Here is a 20479-nt window from a genome sequence, read left to right on the forward strand (position 1 = left end):
TTATTTATTTTACTAAAGATGGATCGTACAACTTGCTATTTACTTTTTGCAGCGACTCCACCGGCATTTTGATCACTTTGCGGTCATAGGTCATAAAGCCGTTTACTTCCCCCTCCACATCGGTGGTTTGAGTATATACCGCAGCTGATAAGCCTAATTTGATCAGCTCCTGTAATCTATCGGTAAACGTGGCGTATTTTTTAAACAGATCATCGCCATTTTTAAAATTCTGGTAACCCCAATTTTTATTGGCTTGCCAGGTATGACCTTCTACCGGCCAACCCAAGCCGCCAAACTCACCCAATACTACGGCCTGCGTTTTACCGAAGATCTCGGCACGAGGCATAGCCGGATGAGGATAGTTATGCAGATCGACAATATTACCGGTAGCATAAAAATTGCCACCGCTGGCGCTGTTCACCAGGCGCGATGGGTCTTTTTTCATTGTCCACTCGGTGATCTCTACTGTTTTAAACTGCCCCCAGGCTTCATTAAACGGCGTCCACACTACGATGCATGGGTAGTTGTATAAGGCATTGATAATAGCATTCCATTCTTTGCGGTAATAGCCTTCAGACTCCGGCGTGCGCTGCTGATCGGTTGCCCTGTCATAAACACCCGGGCGGTTTTCCCAATGGTTACCCAAATCACCGCTCGGCATATCCTGCCAAAGCAGCATGCCGGTTTTATCGCAATAGGCATAATAACGGGCAGGCTCTACTTTAATATGTTTACGGATCATGTTAAAACCCATGGCTTTTAGCTTATCAATATCAAAGCTCATAGCCTCGTAAGTTGGCGGGGTATATAAACCATCTGGCCACCAACCCTGATCAAGCGGACCGTATTCAAATACAAATTTGTTGTTTAACAACATACGCTGTACGCCATTGGCATCGGGGCCTAATGATATTTTGCGCATGCCGAAATAGCTTTTTACTTCATCAACCGGTTTATTGTTACGGATAACGGCTACGCGCAGATCGTATAGAAAAGGATCGGTAGTCGACCATAATTTTTCATTTTTAATATCCAATACTGCGGTTGCACCGGCATCTACTATCTTTTCATCAACCTGTGTCTGGCCATCCCAGGCACTGATCTTTAATTTGTCGCCAGGCTGACTGTTGGAAACTTGGGCCGAAACCGAAAGGGTGTGCTCATCAATATTGGGTGTTTGTTTGGTAGCGTCGATATGCGTTTTGGCTACACCTTCCAGCCAAACGGTTTGCCAGATACCAGTAACCGGGGTGTACCAGATACCTTCGGGTTTTTTAACTTGTTTGCCACGCGGCTGCGGACCATCATCCGTAGGATCCCAAACACTTACTTTAATTTCTTGCGTTGAACCGCCTTTTAAATAAGGGGTTATATTGAAGGTAAAAGGATCGAAACCTCCTTCGTGCACACCGGCGCTTTTACCGTTTACAAATACTTCGGTACGCCAATCGACAGCGCCAAAATGCAGTAAAACATCTTTCCCTCTGATGGTTTTATCGAGGGTAATGTTTGTTTTATACCATAACATGCTATCCTTGCCTACCGTTTTGCCTACACCTGATAATGCCGATTCCACAGCAAAAGGAACCAGTATTTTGCCTTCATATTTAGCCGGCCCTGTAGTTGCTTTGGGTACTATGGCATAGTCCCACAGGCCATTCAGATTTTGCCAGTTGGGGCGTACCAATTGAGGTCGCGGATACTCCGGTAATGGTGCTTTTGGGTCAACCTTTTCGGCCCAGGGCGTGGTGATCCTGTCTTTGATGAGGTGCCAATCGTTTTGTTGTGCTCCGGCCGAGAGGGAGGTTAAAATTAAAAAAGATGCGCAAAAATTCAGTTTTTTCATCAGGGATAAGCAGATGTATGGTATATAGAACTAAGATTTATTTTATAAATATAAGGGGGCCACCACAATGTATGGCCCCTTTATATTGTAATTAATAAGATACTTTAACTACCGGCGAAAATATCATATCCTCTACCCCAGCTATCCTGATGCCTACGCGGGCATAAACATAATTCTGTGTTACCGGAAATGAAGGTATATTTACGCTTAACGACAAGTTTGACAGATCGGTGATAGCACCACCATCCAAATCAACTTTTGCAGCATTATCACTTGGTGATACAAACTGTGTTTTATTTACAAATAAACTCACCGTTTGTATGTTTTTAGCCGTGGCATCGGTAATTATTTTTTCGATACTGAAGTTGGCGTTTATTTTACCATTAGCCGCTACTATTTTTGCATTCCTGACCATGTAGTAAGGCGTTACTTCGATATTTACAGTCTGATCACCAGTGAGCGCAATATTGATCGTATCCCTTCCACCTGACGGGAGCTCTTTCCATTGAAAAGGACCCTGCCCCGGCTGAATGGTAAATTTATAATTACCACTAAAGGTTAATACGGAGTAGGCACCATCCTGGTCAAATGTACCGGTAATGGGTGTATTGCCTTTATACCCTGTTTGATAAAGCTGAAAAGGAACCTGGTTGTACTCAACCCCAATAGGCGAGCCTTTGTACATTAACTGCCCGGTAAGCTTAATTGAAGGAGGTTTAACATTATCCAGCTTACAGCCTGCCGCCGAAAGCATGAGGATAAACATAGCTATGTGATGAAATTTAATTTTCATGATCTTTGAATTATAATAATATGCTTATTGATTTGGCTGTCTCTTGATCTTTGGATTAGCAGAAATGATAGCATCACTGATCTGCGAATAATAATTACCCAATTTGAAAGTAAGTACACCCGTTACCGGCGATGGCAATACTTCCCTGAATACCCATTTACCATCGTTCGGGCTACCTGGGCTGTAATATTTGTACGGATACAGGCCCCATGGCTGCGTATTTCTCTTGGTTGCAGAGCCAATATTACTGGTCAGATCTGCCAAACTTTGTGGATTTCCGTCCCAAACTTTGGTGGCTATTCTCCAGCGTTTCATATCAAAAAGCACATGGCCCTCAAATGAAAGTTCGGCACGGCGCTCATGCACTACCCTATCAAAATAATTAGAAGCGTTTAAAACGATAGGCGTTGTTAAACCCGCCCTTGAGCGTACCTGGTTCATATAGGTTGATGCTGTGGCGAAATCACCCAGTTCGGCAGCAGCTTCAGCGGCATTTAATAACACCTCGGCATAGCGGTACCGGATAAAGTTAACATCACTTTGACGACCTCTACGGCCCGAACCTGTTGCCGGATCAAGATATTTGCGGACATAAAATCCGGTTTGGGTACGAAGTGGTTCACCGGTAGGTGTAGGACCATCTTTACCAACTACCTGTATTGGTGTTGTTGTACCAGGCAATGCGGCATAGTGTGTAGCATCATCGCTGCTGATGATATTGCCATTAGACAGCAAATATCCACCCCAAATATCGATATAAGCAGTTTTCCAGAAATAATGTGGCAGCATTACGGTACCTGCCAATCGGGCATCCCTGCCTGCAAACGGATCCTGCTGATCTGCATAATAGATCGGGTTTCCGGAACCGTCTTTAGTGGCTATCGGAGCAAAGGTGTTATCCAGCTTTTCAAATGATTGTACCAAGTTCAAGGAAGGATCTAAACGACCAGCGTCTGAAGCCTCGTCTGATACAGAATAAGGCTGATCATTGGTGGTAAATGAATGTACCTTACCGGCCAATGCTTTAAAATCCTCAACCCATATTGATTCCTGGTTTACGCTACTTTTATCCAGAAATATAGCTGCAAAATTATCTGAAAGATTGGGCAATACCTGGTAAAGTTTGTATGATCCGGCCGAACCGTTGATGATCTCTTTAGCTGCTGCCAGAGCTTTGGTATAATAGCCTGTAGCCATGCCTGATGGAATACCTACCTCACCGCCTGAAAGCGAAACCTGCGGTGTTGAAGCGCCATATTTTGCTATAGAACCTGCATATAATGCAGCTCTTGCTTCCATAGCCAGTGCAGCAGCCTTGGTTGCTCTTGATTTTTCGGTCGGATCAGATGGCAACAAACCTTTGATGGCTTCGGCTTCGCTGATCACAAAATCATAAATATCTGACTCCTTTGCTCTTGGAAATTGTAAAGAACTTACATTACCACTGTTATCATAAGAAAGCGATTGTGTAATCAAAGGCACACCACCCATTCGCTTAACCATTTCAAAATAATAACTGGCACGTAAAAAACGGCCTTCGGCCAAAAATCTGCTTTTATCAGCAGCTAGTAGTTTGGTTGAAGCGGTTACGTTTTCAATAAACAAGTTCAAATCGCGAACATATCCGTAGTCCCAGGTACCCCATGTGCCGTAACCCCAGCTCCTGTTTTGAACAATGTTGTAAAAACCATTATCTGAGGGGAATGATTCTCCAAAATCGGCAAAAGTTGTCCAGCCGGCATCCAGGCTCGAAAAATCAAGCACTCTGTTATACAGATCGCCCAATACAGATAATACCAGCGCCGGATCAGAAAAAACCACATCAGTGGTGACCACCGATTTTGGCGGCACATTTAAAAAATCGCTATCTTTTTTGCATGACTCAGCACCTATCAGTACAGAGATCATAGCTATCGTGAATATCTTTTTCATTGAATATTTTACTTAATGTTTGTATTAAAAGGTTAGGTTAACACCAAAATTGTAAACCCTGCTTTGGGGTGTTTGCAAACCATTATCGTCATTAACTTCCGGGTCAACTCCGTATTGGCGCAGGTTGTCTATAGAAAACAGGTTGTACACATTGGCATAAAATCTCGCCCTTTTAATTTTCACCTTCGCTAACAGGTCTTTGGGTAAAGAGTAACCTATTTCAATTGTCCGTGCTCTTAAGTATTTTACATTATGCAGCCAAAAAGTTGAATTAACCGCATTTTGACCATCGCCATAATCATAATGAGTAAAGCCTACGTTGTTCCGGTTTACCGGATATTTACCAGGCACCCAGGCACTGTTCACGTCGTTAGGGTTGCTCAGGTGCCAGCTATCCTGGAAAATGGTGTTTAAGTTACCATTATTCTGGAAGGCCCATCTTGATTCCCAGTTCTGGTTCCAGGAATAGCCAGAACCACCAGAAAAGTCGGCGTGAAAGTCAAATCCTTTATAACCAAGTCCCAGTGAGAAACCAAAGTTCGTATTAGGCTGCGATCCTAAGCCATAACCAATTGGGCGGGCATCGTTACCGTCAATTTTACCATCACCATTCTGATCTTTATAGATTAAATCGCCCGGCAATACGGTGCTGTTACCTTTTCCGTCCTCATTCACTTTGTAACCATTGATCTGTTCGGCCGATGTAAATTGTCCTATAACCTGGTATCCCCAAAAAATATTGGCCGTACGGTTATTTTGTGAACGGAAATACTCATCAAGCGAGTTGCCAAAAGGAGTATCAGCATAAATACCTGTTTTTTTACGGCTGTAAGAAAAGTTTCCGCTGATGTTGTAGCTTACTTCACCAATTTTATTGTTGTAAGCCAGGGAGATCTCAGCTCCGCGCTGTGAGTCGCTGTTTTCATTGATGCCTGGCAAACCAAAGCCCACCTCCACCGGCAGAACCACACTATAATCGGTTCCAACAATGCCGGTACGTGATCTTTTAAAATACTCTACCGCACCGGTTAACCTATTGTTCAAGAGACTAAAATCGGCACCTACGTTAAATATTTTACTTTTCATCCAGGATACGTTAGTGATCGGCACGCCTTTATTAATTGAGGTGGAAACCGGATTACCATCCAATATGGCCACATTACCAGCAGCCCCATTTGCATAGTTATAACCTGGTAAATAAGCATATGGAGTTACAATAGGCGTATTTCCACTTGCGTCATACGGGCTTCTGTCGTCACCCAATACACCATATGATGCACGGAACTTCAAATCATTCAGCACGCTATTATCACCCAGCAGCTTTTTCATAAAACCCTCGTTGGTGATTCTCCATCCAACGGATACGCCCGGGAAATAACCTACACGATGAGCAGGGTCAAACAGGTATGATGCATCTCTTCTGCCCAATGCTTCTAAATAATAGCGATTGTCATAGTTATAATTAAAACGGGCCACATAACCTATACGAGCCTCAGAATCATCACTATCCTGGTACTGATCCATGGTTGGGAAATAGATCAATGGCAGGTTATTGGAGATAGGGTTAGCGTGCAGCCAGTTCCTCAGGTGCTCTTTGTGGATACGCTCGTTAACCAATGTTGCACCAATGGTGCTTTTACCAAAAGTGTTATTATAGCTTAACTGCAGCTGAGTGGTAGTATTGAGCTCTTTACGTTGCTCACGCTCACGCCATGGATTGGTAACGGCGTGGGTTATATCATAGTTACCGGTTTGTTGATTATAGGTATAGGCATTGTAAGTGTACTCATGGTTGTTGAGTAACTCATCAGCATAGTAATAAGAATAGTCATACTTTGCGGTAAGGCCCTTGATGCCCGGAATGATATACTCGGCCTCAAAGTTGGTTTGCAATACGCGCCAGTCCTGGTGCCAGATACCGGAAAGCTTATCATTTAAAAACGCGTAATTGGCCTCGGTATGCGGACCATTATCTCTTAAATAAGCAGGATTATCATTGGCATAAGGACGATCCAAAGGCGTATTTTCCAATATACCCAGTTTGGCCAGTACATAGTCATCGCCACCCGGAACACCTGGATTTTCACGTGTTTCTATCCTGCCGTTAATATTCATACTTACCGAAAGGCCGGCAGCTACCCTTGCCTTTACGTTTGACTGGATATTGGTACGCCTGAAAAGATATTCGGCACCGGCGGGCGAATTTTGGGTAAGGTGGGTACCAGCCACATAATACGTTACTCTATCACCAGCACCGGTAAAATCGGCATGAAAAGAGTTTAGTGGTGCACCCGAATTTGCTAATACAAACGGTTTCCAGTTAAAACTCTGATATCCTGGCTCAGTACCTGCTTTGTATTTTGCCAACTCGGCATCGGTGATGGAGGTGCTGCCATTGGTAATTACCTGTGCCGCGGCCAGGGCTTTCATATAGTCATAAGAGTTGGTGAGTACGTTGGGGAATCTGTCCCAGGATTGAAAACCCAGGTAGGAGTCGACATTGATACGGCCTTCGCCAGAACCCCTTTTGGTAGTTACAACCACAACACCATTACCGGCGCGCACACCATAAATAGCAGCTGATGCATCCTTTAACACCGAAATACTTTCCACATCATTTGGCGCCAGGTTATTAAACTGACCTTCATCCTGTTGAATTCCGTCAATTACATACAAGGGGGCACCCAAATTACGGATCTGAACACTGGCGCTGGCCCCGGGGCGTCCTTCGGCCTGCTTAAAGGTTACGCCGGGTATTTTACCGGCTAAACCAGTACTAACGGTTGAACCGCCGTGCACCCTTTCAATGTCTTTACTGGTAACGCTGGCTATTGAGCCTGTTATAGATGCTCTTTTCTGCGTGCCGTAACCGGTTACTACCACTTCTTGTAAGGCTGCGTTACTTGCTTTAAGTTTTACATTAATAACAGAACGACCGTTTATCGGCACCTCTGTTGATACAAAGCCTATGTAGCTCAGCACTAAAGTACCGTTAGCATCAGGAACATTAAGGGTAAACTTTCCTTTGATATCGGTAGTTGTCCCTACTTGCGTTCCCTGAACGCGGATAGCAACACCCGTAAGCACTTCGCCCGTGGTATCTGTTACTGTACCTATCACCTTGAACTTATTCTGCGCCGATGCAGAAGATGGGACAAGCAGGTAAAACATAAAGAAAAAAGCAACTAATGCCAATTGTAGGCCCCATTTACTGGGTGGCCATTGCAAGCGGAAGTACTCTACTTGTTTGAGTAGTAAAAATTTTCTCATAAATGATTTATTTAATTGGTTAAGTGTTTTGATTTAAAATGTAGGTTTGACATATTTAAATCATACTGTAAAGAAAAAGCATTTTAGCCCGCATCTATTAACCAAATCATATCAATTATTAGTCAAAACGTATCATTTTCTACCGGGACGAAAACGCTTGCCGAGAATGGTTATATTTGCTTACTGAACGATTTTGAAACCTGTATTTTTAGCTTCTTTATTATTACTCCTTTCGTTTAATATCTGCTGTGCACAATCATATTATTTCAGGCATTACCAGGTAGAACAGGGGTTATCAAACAACACCGTTTACTGCATTACGCAGGACAAACGCGGCTTTCTGTGGATTGGAACCAAGGACGGGCTCAACCGCTTTGACGGCTATACTTTCAAAACATTCAGGCATGATGTTAAGGATAAAAAAAGCATTTCGGGCAATATGGTGCATACCCTTTGCCTGGATAAGGATGGCAGTTTCTGGGTAGGTACAGATCATGGCCTCGATAAATACAATCCTCAAACAGAAAGTTTTATGCATCTCACATCAAACAACAACGCTATCAGATACATAGCAAAAGACAGGTTTTATAACTGTTGGTTTGTTTCCCGGTCGGCGTTGATGAAGTATGATAAAAACACAGGTAAAATAATTGATTACAAGCTATTTCAACATTTTGACGCTACTTCTGTTGCTGTTAATGAATCTGGTGATGTTTGGGTGTCATCCACAGCAGGCAGCCTGGAAAAATTGGATACTGTCACACGCTCTTTCAGTAGTTATAGTGTATTCAAAAACTCGCCGCCCGTTGCTTCAAAATTTATCGAGAAAATATATGGGTCGGGCAACAAAATATTTATCGGCACTACCAATCAGGGCATTAAACAATTTGATTGTACAAATGGCACGTACCGCGACTTGTTAACCTACAACGCTAATAAAACCGAAATATATGTACGTGATTTTATAAAGTATAATGATCATGAATTCTGGATAGCCACAGAATCGGGGATATTTATTTATGACGACCTAAAAAATACCTTTATCAATCTGAAAAAACAGTTTAACGATCCCTACTCCATATCAGACAATGCCGTTTATACGGTTTATAAAGACGCTGAGGGTGGGCTCTGGGCCGGAACATACTTTGGCGGAGTAAATTATTATCCTAAACAATACTCCACATTCAACAAGTTCTATCCCGGATCTGACGAAACAGGCCTGCAGGGCAATGTAGTACGCGAAATAACAAAAGATCAATATGGCAACCTGTGGATGGGTACCGAAGACAACGGCTTAAACAAGCTAAGCCCGGATAAACATACCTGGACACATTATTATCCCGGTGGTAAAAACACCATATCAAATACCAATATACATGGCTTAATAGCTAATGATAACGAGCTTTTTATTGGTACGCTGGAACGAGGATTAAATATTCTGGATATCCCCAGCGGTAAGGTGATCAGGTATTACCTGGCAGGCAATGCAGCAAACATGCTCAAAAGTAATTTCGTTATTACCTTCTGTAAAACACGCTCAGGACTTATCCTGGTTGGTACAACCCAAGGCCTTTACAGGTATAATACCCTTACCAAGGACTTTACGCAGATCAGCGGGGTACCAACTCATGATTTTATTTACAGTATTACCGAAGATCATAGCGGAAAAATATGGATAGGCACCGTACATGATGGCGTTTACTTTTATGATCCGGACAAAAATTCAGGTTACAAACTAAAAGATGCACAAGGCGTAACCAATGCGCTGAACAACAGCACCGTCAACGGTATTTTTGAAGACAGCGATCATCAACTCTGGTTCGCAACGGAAGGCTTGGGCTTATGGAACTATAACCTTACACAAAAAACCTTTAAATTTTACGATCTCAGCAACGGCTTCCCCAGCAATTATGCGTTCCGGATATTGGAAGATGACCATAAAAATTTATGGATAAGCACTACCCGTGGACTAGTATGTTTAAATATTCCTACTAAAGGCATCAAAATATATACCAAAGCCAGCGGTTTATTAAGCGATCAGTTTAACTACAACTCGGCTTTTAAAGATACCGATGGCACCATGTATTTTGGCTGTGTAAAAGGTATGGTTAGCTTTAATCCATCGCAGTTTAAAAAGAACGATTTTGTAGCGCCTGTATATATCACCGGGATACAGATACACAACCAGGAAATCTCTGTTAACGGCAGCGATTCTTTACTTCACCGGTCAATCATCTGCACCAAACAACTCAATCTTAACCATAACCAATCATCATTCAGTATTGATTTCGCGGCTTTGAGCTACCCTTCGCCAGAGATGAACCAATATAAGTATATGATGAAGGGACTTGATAAAGGCTGGACCCTCCTGAAAACCAACCGCAAAGTATACTTTACGCAATTACAGCCCGGGCGTTACACCTTTATTATTAAAGCGGCCAATAACAGCGGGCAATGGCTGGCCAAAGAAACCAGACTCGATATCACCATAACTCCACCATTTTGGGAAAGTATCTGGGCTTATATGATTTATATGTTATTGATACTGTTGGCCATGTATTACATATTGAGACAGTATCACATTAAAACCCGCGACAAGAATAAACGGCTTATCGAAATATTGGAGAACGATAAAGAAAAACAGATATACAATGCCAAAATTGAATTTTTCACGAATGTTGCGCATGAAATACGTACTCCGCTTACCCTCATTAAAGGGCCAATGGAAAAGGTAATTAAAAAAGCTGGCAGCGTTCCGGAGATACAGAACAACCTACAGATCATGGAAAAAAACACCGATCGTTTGCTGGAATTGACCAATCAACTGTTGGATTTCCGGAAAACCGAGACCAACGGCTTCAGTCTTAGTTTTGTTAAAGCTGATATCACCGAGTTGCTTGCCGATACTTTTTTGCGGTTTAAACCAATGGCCGAACAAAAGAGTATTCAGTATGAATTTAAACATCCGGTAAAAAATCTATATGCTTATGTTGACATCGAGGCCTTTACCAAAATAATAAGCAACCTCATTAATAACGCTATCAAGTACGGTCGTTCAGTGGTCGAAATAGAGTTATTTGACCTGCAACCCGATGAAAGCACTTTTTCGCTCGAGATCAGTAATAACGGCCACATAGTTCCATATGAGATGCGCGAGAAAATATTTGAGCCATTCTTCCGTCTTAAGGAGTCTGAAAAGCAGATCGGTACCGGTATCGGCCTCTCTCTTTCGCGCTCACTTGCCGAGCTGCATAAAGGCGTATTGGTGCTCAGCAAACCAGTAGATGATCTGAACACATTTTTGCTCACCCTGCCCGTACACCAGGACGAGGAGTTTGACCTGTACAATATACCCGATGATTATGAACTAACTGATAAAACCAGAGAGGAGGATCTTGATTTTATGAAACCAATTATACTTTTAGTCGATGATAACCCCGAAATACTTGATTTTATTTCGGACGACCTGAGCGAGAAATATTCGGTAATCAAAGCACTGAACGGTCAGGAAGCGCTGGATATGATCGAAATTGAGAGCATTCAGCTTATCATTAGTGATGTGATGATGCCAGTGATGGATGGCTTTGAGCTATGCAAGAGAATAAAAACCAACTTTGACCATAGCCATATCCCCATCATCCTGCTCACAGCCAAAAACACCCTGCAAAGCAAGATAGAAGGACTCGAAGTAGGTGCCGATGCCTATATCGAAAAGCCTTTTTCGCCCGAACATTTGCAGGTGCAGGTGGCTAATTTGCTCATTAATCGCAATAAGATACGGGAACATTTTGCAAGCTCACCGCTGGCTGGTATCAATACTATGGCTTACTCCAAACCAGACGAAAGCTTCCTGGACAGGCTTAACGCGGCCATCATCAAAAACATCCAAAACCCCGAACTTGATGTAGAGCAAATTGCAGGTTTAATGAACATGAGCAAACCTACCCTATATCGTAAAGTAAAAGCCATATCAAACTTAACCATCAATGAGCTCATCAACATTACCCGGTTAAAAGCCGCGGCCAAACTACTGGAAGACGGCGATTACAAGATATACGAAGTAGCTGCCATGGTGGGTTACAGTTCGCAATCGCACCTGGGGCGTAACTTCCTGAAACAATTTGGCACCACCCCTACCGAATATCAGCAAAACAAAAAAAATCTTAAAACCAAGTCGGTTAATTAAACATTGCATCTTATTATATATGAAAAAGTTATCCTTTACTTTTTGTCTTTTCATACTTAGTATATCGGCCTGTATGGCCCAAAATACTTTTACTAATCCGCTGCTACCATCCGGTGCCGATCCGTGGGTTATTTACCACAATGGTTATTATTACTATACCAATTCAACCGGGGACAACCTGGTGATCTGGAAAACTAAACGTATGCCGGATTTGAACAAAGCCGAGAAAAAAGTGATCTGGACACCGCCCACAGGCACAACACATTCTAAAGAACTATGGGCTCCCGAGCTCCATTTTTTACAGGGCAAATGGTACATGTATTTTGCTGCTGACGATGGCGACAACAACCATCACCGCCTGTATGTATTGGAAAATGCCTCTTCCGACCCGCTACAGGGCGAATGGACATTTAAAGGCCAAATTGGCGACAGTACCAACAAATGGGCCATCGATGGTTCTGTGTTTGAGAACAAGGGGCAGCTTTACCTGATCTGGGCCGGATGGGAAGGCGATACCAACGGTCAGCAGAACATTTATATAGCCAAAATGAAAGATCCTTGTACCGTAAGCAGTCAAAGGGTCAAAATATCAAGTCCCCAGTATCCCTGGGAAAAATATGGTGACCTGCACGATGATAAAAATCCAGCCCATGTAAACGTAAACGAGGGTCCCGAAATACTCAAACATGGCAACAAACTGTTCCTGATATACTCAGCAAGCGGTTGTTGGACAGACTACTACGCCCTGGGCATGCTCAGTACGAGTGCCAACAGTAATTTGCTTGATGCCGACTCCTGGAAAAAATCGCCGGAGCCTGTTTTTAAACAATCGCCAGAGAATGGGGTTTACGCACCGGGACACAATTCTTTTTTCAAATCGCCAAATGGTAAAGAGGACTGGATCTTATACCATGCCAACTCCAAACCCGGTCAGGGCTGCGGGCACGACCGCTCGCCGCGGGCGCAAAAATTTACCTGGAATAAAGATGGTTTGCCAAATCTTGGTGTGCCCCTAAAAACGGGAGAACCTCTACCTGTGCCTGCCGAGTAAAAACTTTTTATAAGGTTAAGTCACATCTCTCTCACCCGGCCCACGCTTAGCCAGAGGCCACCCCTTTTTCTCCTACAATACACCTCCATCCGCGCGTCATTGCGAGGAGTAACGACGTGGCAATCCCCTACTTACAGAGCGCACCTGCTAATTGGGGATTACCACGCTACGCAATGACGTTATTTTTTATCAGTTTATTTTTTTGACACACCTATCATTTTTCTTTCAAACTTTATCCTTAAACTGCAGTATTTTATATTTAAACCCAAACCGCTAATTCTTAAAAACAAACACATCATCCTGTATGAAAATAATTATTGTAGGTGCCAGCGGCACTATAGGCAAAAAAGTAACAGAAGCCCTTCGCGGCGAAAATGAGATCATTACCGCGGGCTCCAAAAGCGGCGATATACAGGTGGATATCACCAGCAGCGAATCTATCGAAGCCTTTTACAAACAAACAGGCAGTTTCGACGCCTTGGTGAGTGTTACCGGCAGCGCGCATTTCGGTCCGCTTAAAACCATGACTGCCAAAGATTTTGACATCGGTTTGCAAAACAAATTACTGGGACAGGTAAACCTGGTGCTTATCGGTCAGCATCATATCAATCCCAAAGGATCGTTCACGTTAACCTCAGGTATACTGGCCGATGATCCTATTGTGCTTGGCGCCAACCTAAGCGCAGTGAACGGGGCCATCAATTCTTTTGTCAAATCTGCCGCCATTGAATTGGAAAATAACGTACGCATCAACGCCATCAGTGCTGGTGTGGTGGAAGACGCTCCAGGCTATTTCCCTTATTTCCCGGGCCATATCCCCGTAACTATGGATAAAGTATCCAACGCGTATTACAAAAGCGTATTTGGCGCTTTAACCGGGCAGGTGATACAGGTTTGGTAAAATAACATATGTCATTGCGAGAAGGAACGATGTGGCAATCGCGTAGCTATTCCTATCCATGAGAACGCGAGGAGATTATTAATGTTTCTAATTGTTTTTTTGAGGCATTAATGAGCTCCCATTGGTCGGTTGTCCACGCTGCGCAATGACGTATTAAGTATTTCCCCTCTCCCCAAAAGAGGGGATATGCAGCATTTCATTTGAGTTTTAGGTTTAAAAAACATAAGTTTGATGTCTGTAAATCCTTTTTAATTTAATGAGCCAGTTAATTACATCGTCAACTGTTCCCGGCTTTATACGCAACGTTGTAGCCAATGTACATCCGGATAGTCATACTTTTTTAATGCATAAGGTAAAAGATACCTGGGTTGAAATCACCTACAGACAGGCATTAGAAAAGATTGACGCTATATCCGCCTGGTTCCTGCATATGGGTGTACAAAAAGGCGACCGGCTGTCGCTCATTATTGAGAACGGGCCGGATTATGTTTATTATGATCAGGCTCTGCAACAAATAGGTGCCGTAAATACCTCCATCTACCCTACACTTAGCGAAAGCGAGATTGAGTATATCCTGAATGATTCGGGTGCAAAAACCATTTTGGTGGGCAACCCTTTCCTGTTGCGCAAAGTTTTAAGAGTGGCTAATAACTGCGAGTCGCTGATCCGCATTATACCGGCTTTTGAGGATTTTGAAAAACACAGCGATAAAGTAAGCCTGAATGCCGGCGTTGTTGGCTTTGACCAGGTGATACAGGAAGGCCTGGCGTTGGTTGAGCAATACAAACACGCTATAGCAGCAGCACGCGAAGCCATTTTAACTACCGATATTTCCTGTTTGATCTATACTTCGGGAACTACGGGTATCCCTAAGGGGGTTATGCTGACGCATCATAACCTTACCCAAAACGTGATCAACAGTTTGATCCAGATCCCGTATATCGAAAAAACAGACCTGTTCCTGTCGTTCCTGCCACTATCACACGTGTTTGAGCGGACGGCTACTTATCATATTTGTCTGTCGAAAGGTTGCACCATAGCCTTTGCGCAAAGCCTGGAACTATTGGCCAAAAATATGGCCGAGGTTAAACCAACCGTACTATGTTGCGTGCCCCGACTGTTGGAACGCATACATGATAAGGCCATTAAAAACGGGACATCCGCCGGAGGCGTAAAATCAAAGATATTCCTTTGGGCACTGGAGATAGGTAAAAAATACCGCCTGGTTCAGGAAGCCGGCAAAAAGCCAGGTATCGTTTTAAAAAATCAGCATAAAATTGCAGAAAAGCTGGTATTCAGCAAGATCAAGGAAAAAACCGGCGGTCGGTTGAAATTTATGGTATCAGGCGGCGGCGCATTGCCGCGCAATATTGGCGAGTTTTTTGGCGACCTGGGTATTGTGATACTGGAAGGTTTTGGCTTAACAGAAACATCGCCGGTTATGGCCGTTACCGAATATCACCGCGTAATATATGGCACCGTAGGCCGTATTATTCCGGGTATTGAGGTGGCTATTCAAAATGTAGAAACGCAGCATATTTATACCATACAAACTCACGAAAACTTTAAGGAAGACCTGCAATCGGAAGAAGGCGAGATCATTGTGCGCGGGCATTGTGTAATGAAAGGCTACTGGAACAAACCCGAGGAAACCGCCACCGTGATTGATAAGGATGGCTGGTTCCATACCGGTGATATCGGCAGGTTTTATCGTGGCAACCTGCAGATAACCGATCGTTTGAAGAACATGCTTGTGAATGCCTATGGCAAAAATATTTACCCTACCCCGGTTGAGAACACCTATCTGAAAAGCCCTAAAATTGAACAGATATTTTTAGTGGGCGATAAACGCGAATATATCACTGCCATCATTGTACCATCGCGCGAAACCATGCAGGAAACTTTTGGCCTCAAGGACGCGTTTTTTGAACAGCGGGATGTGTTTATTGAAGATAAGGAACTGGTTGATTGGATTGGCCAGGATCTGCGCAAGCTAAGCAACGAACTCGCCAAGTTTGAGCGCATCAAAGCATTCAAAGTAAAACGTAACCCCTTCAGCATGGACGATGGCGAGATAACCCCAACCATGAAAGCCAAGCGCAAAGTGATCGAAAAGAAATACGCCGCAGATATTGACGAAATGTATTTGCAGGAAACAGAAGCTGACTAAACCGCTGATTTTTTTGATTACGCTGATGGCGTTGATTAAATAATCATTTAATGATATTATTTGTAGAGACACATAACATGTGTCTCTTTTTGTTTACCCACTACGTCATTGCGAGCGTAGCGTGGCAATCCCCGACTTACAGAGCGGCTCTGCATATCGGGGATTGCCACGTCGTTCCTCCTCGCAATGACGCATGGACAAAGACCTCTTCTAGTAAAAGCTTCAGAAAAAATCAACACCATCAGCGTAATCAAAAAAATCAACGGTCTTTTTTGCTAACTTTGTTAGCATGAAACGATCAGGGAGTGCAGATATGCCTTTACATTATGGTTATGTGCCGCAGTGGCTTGCCGAGCGCATGGCCAAGCTGGGTCTGGCCGTAGTAGAAAACATTGTACTGGATTATGGCAAGGACGAGGTATTACGTCGCCTAAGTGATCCTTTCTGGTTTCAAAGCCTGGGCGCGGCGATGGGTATGGACTGGCATTCATCGGGCATTACTACCTCGGTGATGGGCGCGCTTAAAAGGGCTATTAACCCGCATAGCCGTGAGCTGGGCATTTATATTTGCGGCGGCAAGGGCAAATACTCCAAACAAACCCCAGCCGAGCTGATGAAGATCAGCGAAAGCACTGGTCTGGATGGTAACTACCTGGTGAAATGCAGCAAGCTGAGCGCCAAGGTTGATAATACCGCCATACAGGATGGCTTTCAACTATACCTGCACAATTTTATCCTGAGCGATACCGGTAAATGGGCCGTGGTGCAGCAAGGCATGAGCGATGCCAGCGGTACAGCACGCCGATATCACTGGCATTCGGAACAACTGAGCTCCTTTGTGAACGATCCGCATACGTTCATCTATGGACAAAACCACGGCCTTATCCTCAATATGACCGCTCAACAAGCTGATGCCGCGCGCAATGGCGTGATGCAGATAGCCACCGAAAAACCTGAAACCATGCTGCGCGAAATCAATAAACTGGTAATGCCCGGCCATCATCATGTAACCGCTAAGGATGTCGACCTGAAACGCCTTGGTGCCGTACTGTGGCTGGCCCATGAAAAACAACCTGCCGATTTTGAAGAGCTGTTATTATTGCAGGGATTAGGGCCGCGAACATTACAATCATTGGCGCTGGTGAGTGAGGTAATACATGGCACGCCCTCGCGGTTTAAAGATCCGGCCCGGTTCTCGTTCGCGCATGGTGGTAAGGATGGTCATCCCTTTCCCGTGCCTACCAAAGTTTACGACGAAACCATCGGCACACTGCAAAACGCCATCTATAAGGCCAAACTGGGTCAATCGGAAAAGAATGAAGCCATCAAACGCTTATCGAAAATAGCCGAGAATGCCGAAAAGGATTTTACGCCCAATGCCAATTTTGAACAAGTGATAGCCCGCGAACGCGAAGATTCCTGGAAGTATGGCGGTCGTACAGTAATGGGCCGCTCCAAACCACCGGTACAACAGCAACTGAAATTATTTTAATACCGTAGCCAAGGTCTTTTCCGACTCCAATCTCGCCCGTAAAATTGGCAATTTGATCTTAGCAAAATCCACTACATTGGCATTGCTGTTACGCGTGGCATCTTCAAATAAACCAATAAGTTGCTGCTGTTCATTAATTATTTCCTGTAAACAGGCCTTATCAAATTGAACTCCGTGCGTTTTCGCCAGCTGACTTATCATTTACTGATGCACATCACTCACCGAATCGGCAGAGGTTACAAAGTTATCGGACTTTAATTTTCGCAGCTCATCAACAAGTTTCATATTATCCACGGTAACCTTTTGAGCAAACTGGATAACCAATTGGTTTTTAGAGTTGGATACAGGTAAGCCCGAAATTTTGATCATGGTAAGCCCGGCCTCTGTACTGCTATTCAGAAAGCTTAGTCCCTTATCATCAACCAATGATTTGTTATTGTAATTGCTGGGACGCTTATTATCTGTACAACTCTGTACCAAAATCAGAGTGATCAATCCTATTAATATTCCTGTTATCTGCTTCATTTGCTACTTACCTGTATTTTACATAAGGTTTAACAAAAATTAATGCTCCTGGTTTAGCAAAGCATCTATATATCTCGCAATCCATCCCAATTGTTACTTATACCGATTTTTAATTTTTTAATTTGCGTAACCAAAAGGTTTCATTTATATTTGTAACCTAAAGGTTTCAAATAACTATTAACTATGATTCAAAGAGACGTTTTTAAAGCAATTGCCGACCCGACCCGACGCGAGATCATCAATTTGATTGCCCACAACAATATGAATTTAAATGCCCTGGCCGATAATTTTGATATCAGCAGACCGGCGGTATCAAAACATATTAAAATATTAACCGAATGCGGATTGCTGGTGATTAAACAGCAGGGCCGCGAACGGTTTTGTCAGGCCGATCTGCGTCAGCTGCAGGAAGTGACCGATTGGGCCGAGCAATACCGTCAGTTCTGGATGCAAAAACTGGATGCACTGGGCGGTTTCCTGGATAAAGAAGGAGCTTAAAAGCGGAATGCATAAAGCTGAAGCTAAAACATAATTATAAACTTAAAATAAAACCTATGAGTGCACAACCATTTGTTATCGACCGAGTTTACAACGCCTCTGTTGAGCGCGTTTGGCAAGCCATTACCGACAACAACAAAATGAAGGAATGGTATTTTGACATACCTGATTTTAAACCCGAAGTTGGCTTTGAATTTACTTTCACCGGCGGAAGCGAAGAAAAAACATACGTGCACCTTTGCCGCGTAATTGAAGTGATTGAGGGCAAAAAGCTATCGCATACATGGAGATATCAGGATTACGAAGGAGATTCGGTAGTTACCTGGGAGTTATTCCCTGAAGGTGATAAGACCCGGGTTGTACTTACCCATACCGGCCTGGAAACCTTCCCACCGCTCAAGGATTTCGCCAGAGAAAGCTTTACCGCCGGCTGGACCGAGATTGTTGGCCGTATGCTGAAGGAATATGTAGAGAAGGCGTAAGTTTTGGTAACTCACAAAAATTGTCATTTCGAACGTAGAGAGAAATCTTATATAGCTTAGATGAATAACGTATAAGATTTCTCACTCGTTCCTCGTATCGAAATGACATTTTGGCTCCTTATCACTATCTTCGAATGAACGTTATGCTAAACAACCTGACCAACCATATCAAAAAATTCGTAGAGCTCCATGGCATCGATGTGGAGTTGATTAATTCAGTGGTAACGGTAAAGCAGGTTAAAAAGAAAACTTTTTTACTGGAACCAGATCATATTTGCCGAGATCTATACTTCGTAAGCAAAGGTTGCCTACGCCTGTATTTCATCAACAAAAAACTCAACGAACAAATAACCCAGTTTGCAATCGAAAACTGGTGGATGAGCGATCATGGCAGCCTCGAAAGCGGTAAACCATCCAGTTATTTTATACAAGCGGTTGAAAATTCCGAAGTCATCAGCATCAGTAAGCCTAAACTGGAAGAGCTTTTTGAAAAGGTCCCCAGCCTGGAACGTTATTTCCGGATAGTGCAGCAGCGCGCTTTTATCGCCTCGCAAAAGCGTATTGAATACATTTACAGCATGAGCGATGAGGAACGCTACCGCCATTTCAACAGTCTGTTTCCCGATTTTATACAGCGTATACCGCAATACATGCTGGCCTCCTATCTGGGCTTTACGCCGCAGTTTATGAGTAAAATACGGGCAAAAAAAGTTTAGTCAGCCTCCGTATTTCTTAATCTTGATTCATTTTTTGAGGCTTGTTTTGTCCTGATCTTTGGGTATCACAAAAAACAAAAGAAAATGAAAACAAGAATCTTAATCGGAAAAGTAGATCCTGAAGCATACAAAGCATTAGCTGTTTTAAGCAATTACATTGAACACAGCAGCTTAACCAAAACGCATAAAGAGCTGATCAAAATACGTGCTTCACAAATAAACGGCTGTGCTTATTGTATAGACATGCATACCAAAGATGCCCGCAAAGCCGGTGAAACCGAACAACGCATCTACGCCCTGAACGCCTGGCGCGAAACTCCTTTCTTCACCGAAGAAGAGCGCGCTATACTGGCTTTAACCGAAGAAGTTACCCTGATACAAAACCATGTATCCGACAAAACCTACGAAGAAGCAGAACGCATCTTAGGCGAAAAATACCTGGCCCAGGTAATCATGGCCATCATCAACATTAGCGCCTGGAATCGTGTAGGTATAGCTACCGGTATGCAGCCTGCTTTGTAAAACAAAAACGATTGTCATTTCGAACGAGGTACGAGGAGAAATCTTTTACAGTGTATTTATCGCGCGCAAAAGATTTCTCACTATCGTTCGAAATG

Annotated in this window: 15 protein-coding genes; 9 read left to right on the forward strand and 6 right to left on the reverse strand. The window is 43.4% G+C overall.

All coding sequences use genetic code 11. The annotated features are described in order from the left end of the window. Positions 1-4: 4 nt before the first annotated feature. The 4 genes from ACTJKG_RS14565 to ACTJKG_RS14580 form a co-directional block, all read right to left on the reverse strand. Entirely contained in the window at positions 5-1846 is a 1842-nt protein-coding gene (locus ACTJKG_RS14565; RefSeq protein WP_440739643.1) for a glycoside hydrolase family 2 protein, read from the reverse strand. A 91-nt stretch (positions 1847-1937) separates the two neighbouring features. Next, a complete protein-coding gene (locus tag ACTJKG_RS14570) occupies positions 1938-2639 on the reverse strand; it encodes a DUF3823 domain-containing protein (RefSeq protein ID WP_440739644.1) in 702 nt (233 codons plus the stop codon). Positions 2640-2663: 24 nt separating this feature from the next. Then, on the reverse strand, positions 2664-4571 hold the full coding sequence (locus tag ACTJKG_RS14575) for a RagB/SusD family nutrient uptake outer membrane protein (RefSeq protein WP_172333771.1): 1908 nt from the start codon (positions 4569-4571) through the stop codon (positions 2664-2666). Positions 4572-4595: 24 nt separating this feature from the next. Further along, on the reverse strand, positions 4596-7841 hold the full coding sequence (locus ACTJKG_RS14580; RefSeq protein ID WP_440739645.1) for a SusC/RagA family TonB-linked outer membrane protein: 3246 nt from the start codon (positions 7839-7841) through the stop codon (positions 4596-4598). Positions 7842-8034: 193 nt separating this feature from the next. Here ACTJKG_RS14580 and ACTJKG_RS14585 point away from each other — a divergent pair, with 193 nt between their 5' ends. The 5 genes from ACTJKG_RS14585 to ACTJKG_RS14605 all read left to right on the forward strand — a co-directional run bounded on the left by ACTJKG_RS14585 (position 8035) and on the right by ACTJKG_RS14605 (position 17641). Beyond that, complete coding sequence (locus tag ACTJKG_RS14585) at positions 8035-12027, forward strand: hybrid sensor histidine kinase/response regulator transcription factor (protein WP_440739646.1); 3993 nt, start codon at positions 8035-8037, stop codon at positions 12025-12027. Between the two features lie 19 nt (positions 12028-12046). Continuing rightward, positions 12047-13078, forward strand: coding sequence for a glycoside hydrolase family 43 protein (locus tag ACTJKG_RS14590; RefSeq protein WP_172333772.1), 1032 nt, complete (start codon positions 12047-12049; stop codon positions 13076-13078). Positions 13079-13382: 304 nt separating this feature from the next. Further along, positions 13383-13979, forward strand: a complete 597-nt coding sequence (locus tag ACTJKG_RS14595; protein ID WP_172333773.1) for a short chain dehydrogenase — start codon at positions 13383-13385, stop codon at positions 13977-13979. A gap of 256 nt (positions 13980-14235) precedes the next feature. Beyond that, the gene (locus ACTJKG_RS14600; RefSeq protein WP_440739647.1) at positions 14236-16149 is read left to right on the forward strand and encodes an AMP-dependent synthetase/ligase; all 1914 of its coding nucleotides are present in this window, start codon (positions 14236-14238) and stop codon (positions 16147-16149) included. A gap of 289 nt (positions 16150-16438) precedes the next feature. After that, entirely contained in the window at positions 16439-17641 is a 1203-nt protein-coding gene (locus tag ACTJKG_RS14605) for a DUF763 domain-containing protein (protein ID WP_440739648.1), read from the forward strand. Here the strand turns inward: ACTJKG_RS14605 and ACTJKG_RS14610 are convergent. Beyond that, positions 17633-17842, reverse strand: coding sequence for a DUF4142 domain-containing protein (locus ACTJKG_RS14610; RefSeq protein WP_440739649.1), 210 nt, complete (start codon positions 17840-17842; stop codon positions 17633-17635). The two genes, ACTJKG_RS14605 and ACTJKG_RS14610, sit on opposite strands and share 9 nt — an antisense overlap. Then, complete coding sequence (locus ACTJKG_RS14615; RefSeq protein WP_440739650.1) at positions 17843-18166, reverse strand: hypothetical protein; 324 nt, start codon at positions 18164-18166, stop codon at positions 17843-17845. It abuts the gene before it with no gap. 183 nt (positions 18167-18349) lie between these two features. Between ACTJKG_RS14615 and ACTJKG_RS14620 the strand changes: the two genes are divergently transcribed. The 4 genes from ACTJKG_RS14620 (at position 18350) to ACTJKG_RS14635 (ending at position 20384) form a co-directional block, all read left to right on the forward strand. Continuing rightward, positions 18350-18664, forward strand: a complete 315-nt coding sequence (locus ACTJKG_RS14620) for an ArsR/SmtB family transcription factor (RefSeq protein ID WP_216650705.1) — start codon at positions 18350-18352, stop codon at positions 18662-18664. Positions 18665-18720: 56 nt separating this feature from the next. Continuing rightward, positions 18721-19146, forward strand: a complete 426-nt coding sequence (locus ACTJKG_RS14625; protein WP_172338229.1) for an SRPBCC family protein — start codon at positions 18721-18723, stop codon at positions 19144-19146. Positions 19147-19280: 134 nt separating this feature from the next. Further along, positions 19281-19862: a Crp/Fnr family transcriptional regulator gene (locus ACTJKG_RS14630; RefSeq protein ID WP_253952336.1), complete on the forward strand. Its 582-nt coding sequence runs from the start codon at positions 19281-19283 to the stop codon at positions 19860-19862. A gap of 84 nt (positions 19863-19946) precedes the next feature. Next, positions 19947-20384, forward strand: a complete 438-nt coding sequence (locus ACTJKG_RS14635; RefSeq protein WP_172338230.1) for a carboxymuconolactone decarboxylase family protein — start codon at positions 19947-19949, stop codon at positions 20382-20384. Positions 20385-20479: the final 95 nt, after the last annotated feature.

Source organism: Mucilaginibacter sp. 22184 (genome assembly GCF_052045695.1).
Lineage (GTDB): Bacteria > Bacteroidota > Bacteroidia > Sphingobacteriales > Sphingobacteriaceae > Mucilaginibacter.

Bases quoted from the DNA above. Each gene is read 5' to 3' on its own strand.
- ACTJKG_RS14565 (WP_440739643.1), bottom strand. From the start codon at position 1,846: ATGAAAAAACTGAATTTTTGCGCATCTTTTTTAATTTTAACCTCCCTC.
- ACTJKG_RS14570 (WP_440739644.1), bottom strand. From the start codon at position 2,639: ATGAAAATTAAATTTCATCACATAGCTATGTTTATCCTCATGCTTTCG.
- ACTJKG_RS14575 (WP_172333771.1), bottom strand. From the start codon at position 4,571: ATGAAAAAGATATTCACGATAGCTATGATCTCTGTACTGATAGGTGCT.
- ACTJKG_RS14580 (WP_440739645.1), bottom strand. From the start codon at position 7,841: ATGAGAAAATTTTTACTACTCAAACAAGTAGAGTACTTCCGCTTGCAA.
- ACTJKG_RS14590 (WP_172333772.1), top strand. From the start codon at position 12,047: ATGAAAAAGTTATCCTTTACTTTTTGTCTTTTCATACTTAGTATATCG.
- ACTJKG_RS14595 (WP_172333773.1), top strand. From the start codon at position 13,383: ATGAAAATAATTATTGTAGGTGCCAGCGGCACTATAGGCAAAAAAGTA.
- ACTJKG_RS14600 (WP_440739647.1), top strand. From the start codon at position 14,236: ATGAGCCAGTTAATTACATCGTCAACTGTTCCCGGCTTTATACGCAAC.
- ACTJKG_RS14605 (WP_440739648.1), top strand. From the start codon at position 16,439: ATGAAACGATCAGGGAGTGCAGATATGCCTTTACATTATGGTTATGTG.
- ACTJKG_RS14610 (WP_440739649.1), bottom strand. From the start codon at position 17,842: ATGATAAGTCAGCTGGCGAAAACGCACGGAGTTCAATTTGATAAGGCC.
- ACTJKG_RS14615 (WP_440739650.1), bottom strand. From the start codon at position 18,166: ATGAAGCAGATAACAGGAATATTAATAGGATTGATCACTCTGATTTTG.
- ACTJKG_RS14620 (WP_216650705.1), top strand. From the start codon at position 18,350: ATGATTCAAAGAGACGTTTTTAAAGCAATTGCCGACCCGACCCGACGC.
- ACTJKG_RS14625 (WP_172338229.1), top strand. From the start codon at position 18,721: ATGAGTGCACAACCATTTGTTATCGACCGAGTTTACAACGCCTCTGTT.
- ACTJKG_RS14630 (WP_253952336.1), top strand. From the start codon at position 19,281: ATGAACGTTATGCTAAACAACCTGACCAACCATATCAAAAAATTCGTA.
- ACTJKG_RS14635 (WP_172338230.1), top strand. From the start codon at position 19,947: ATGAAAACAAGAATCTTAATCGGAAAAGTAGATCCTGAAGCATACAAA.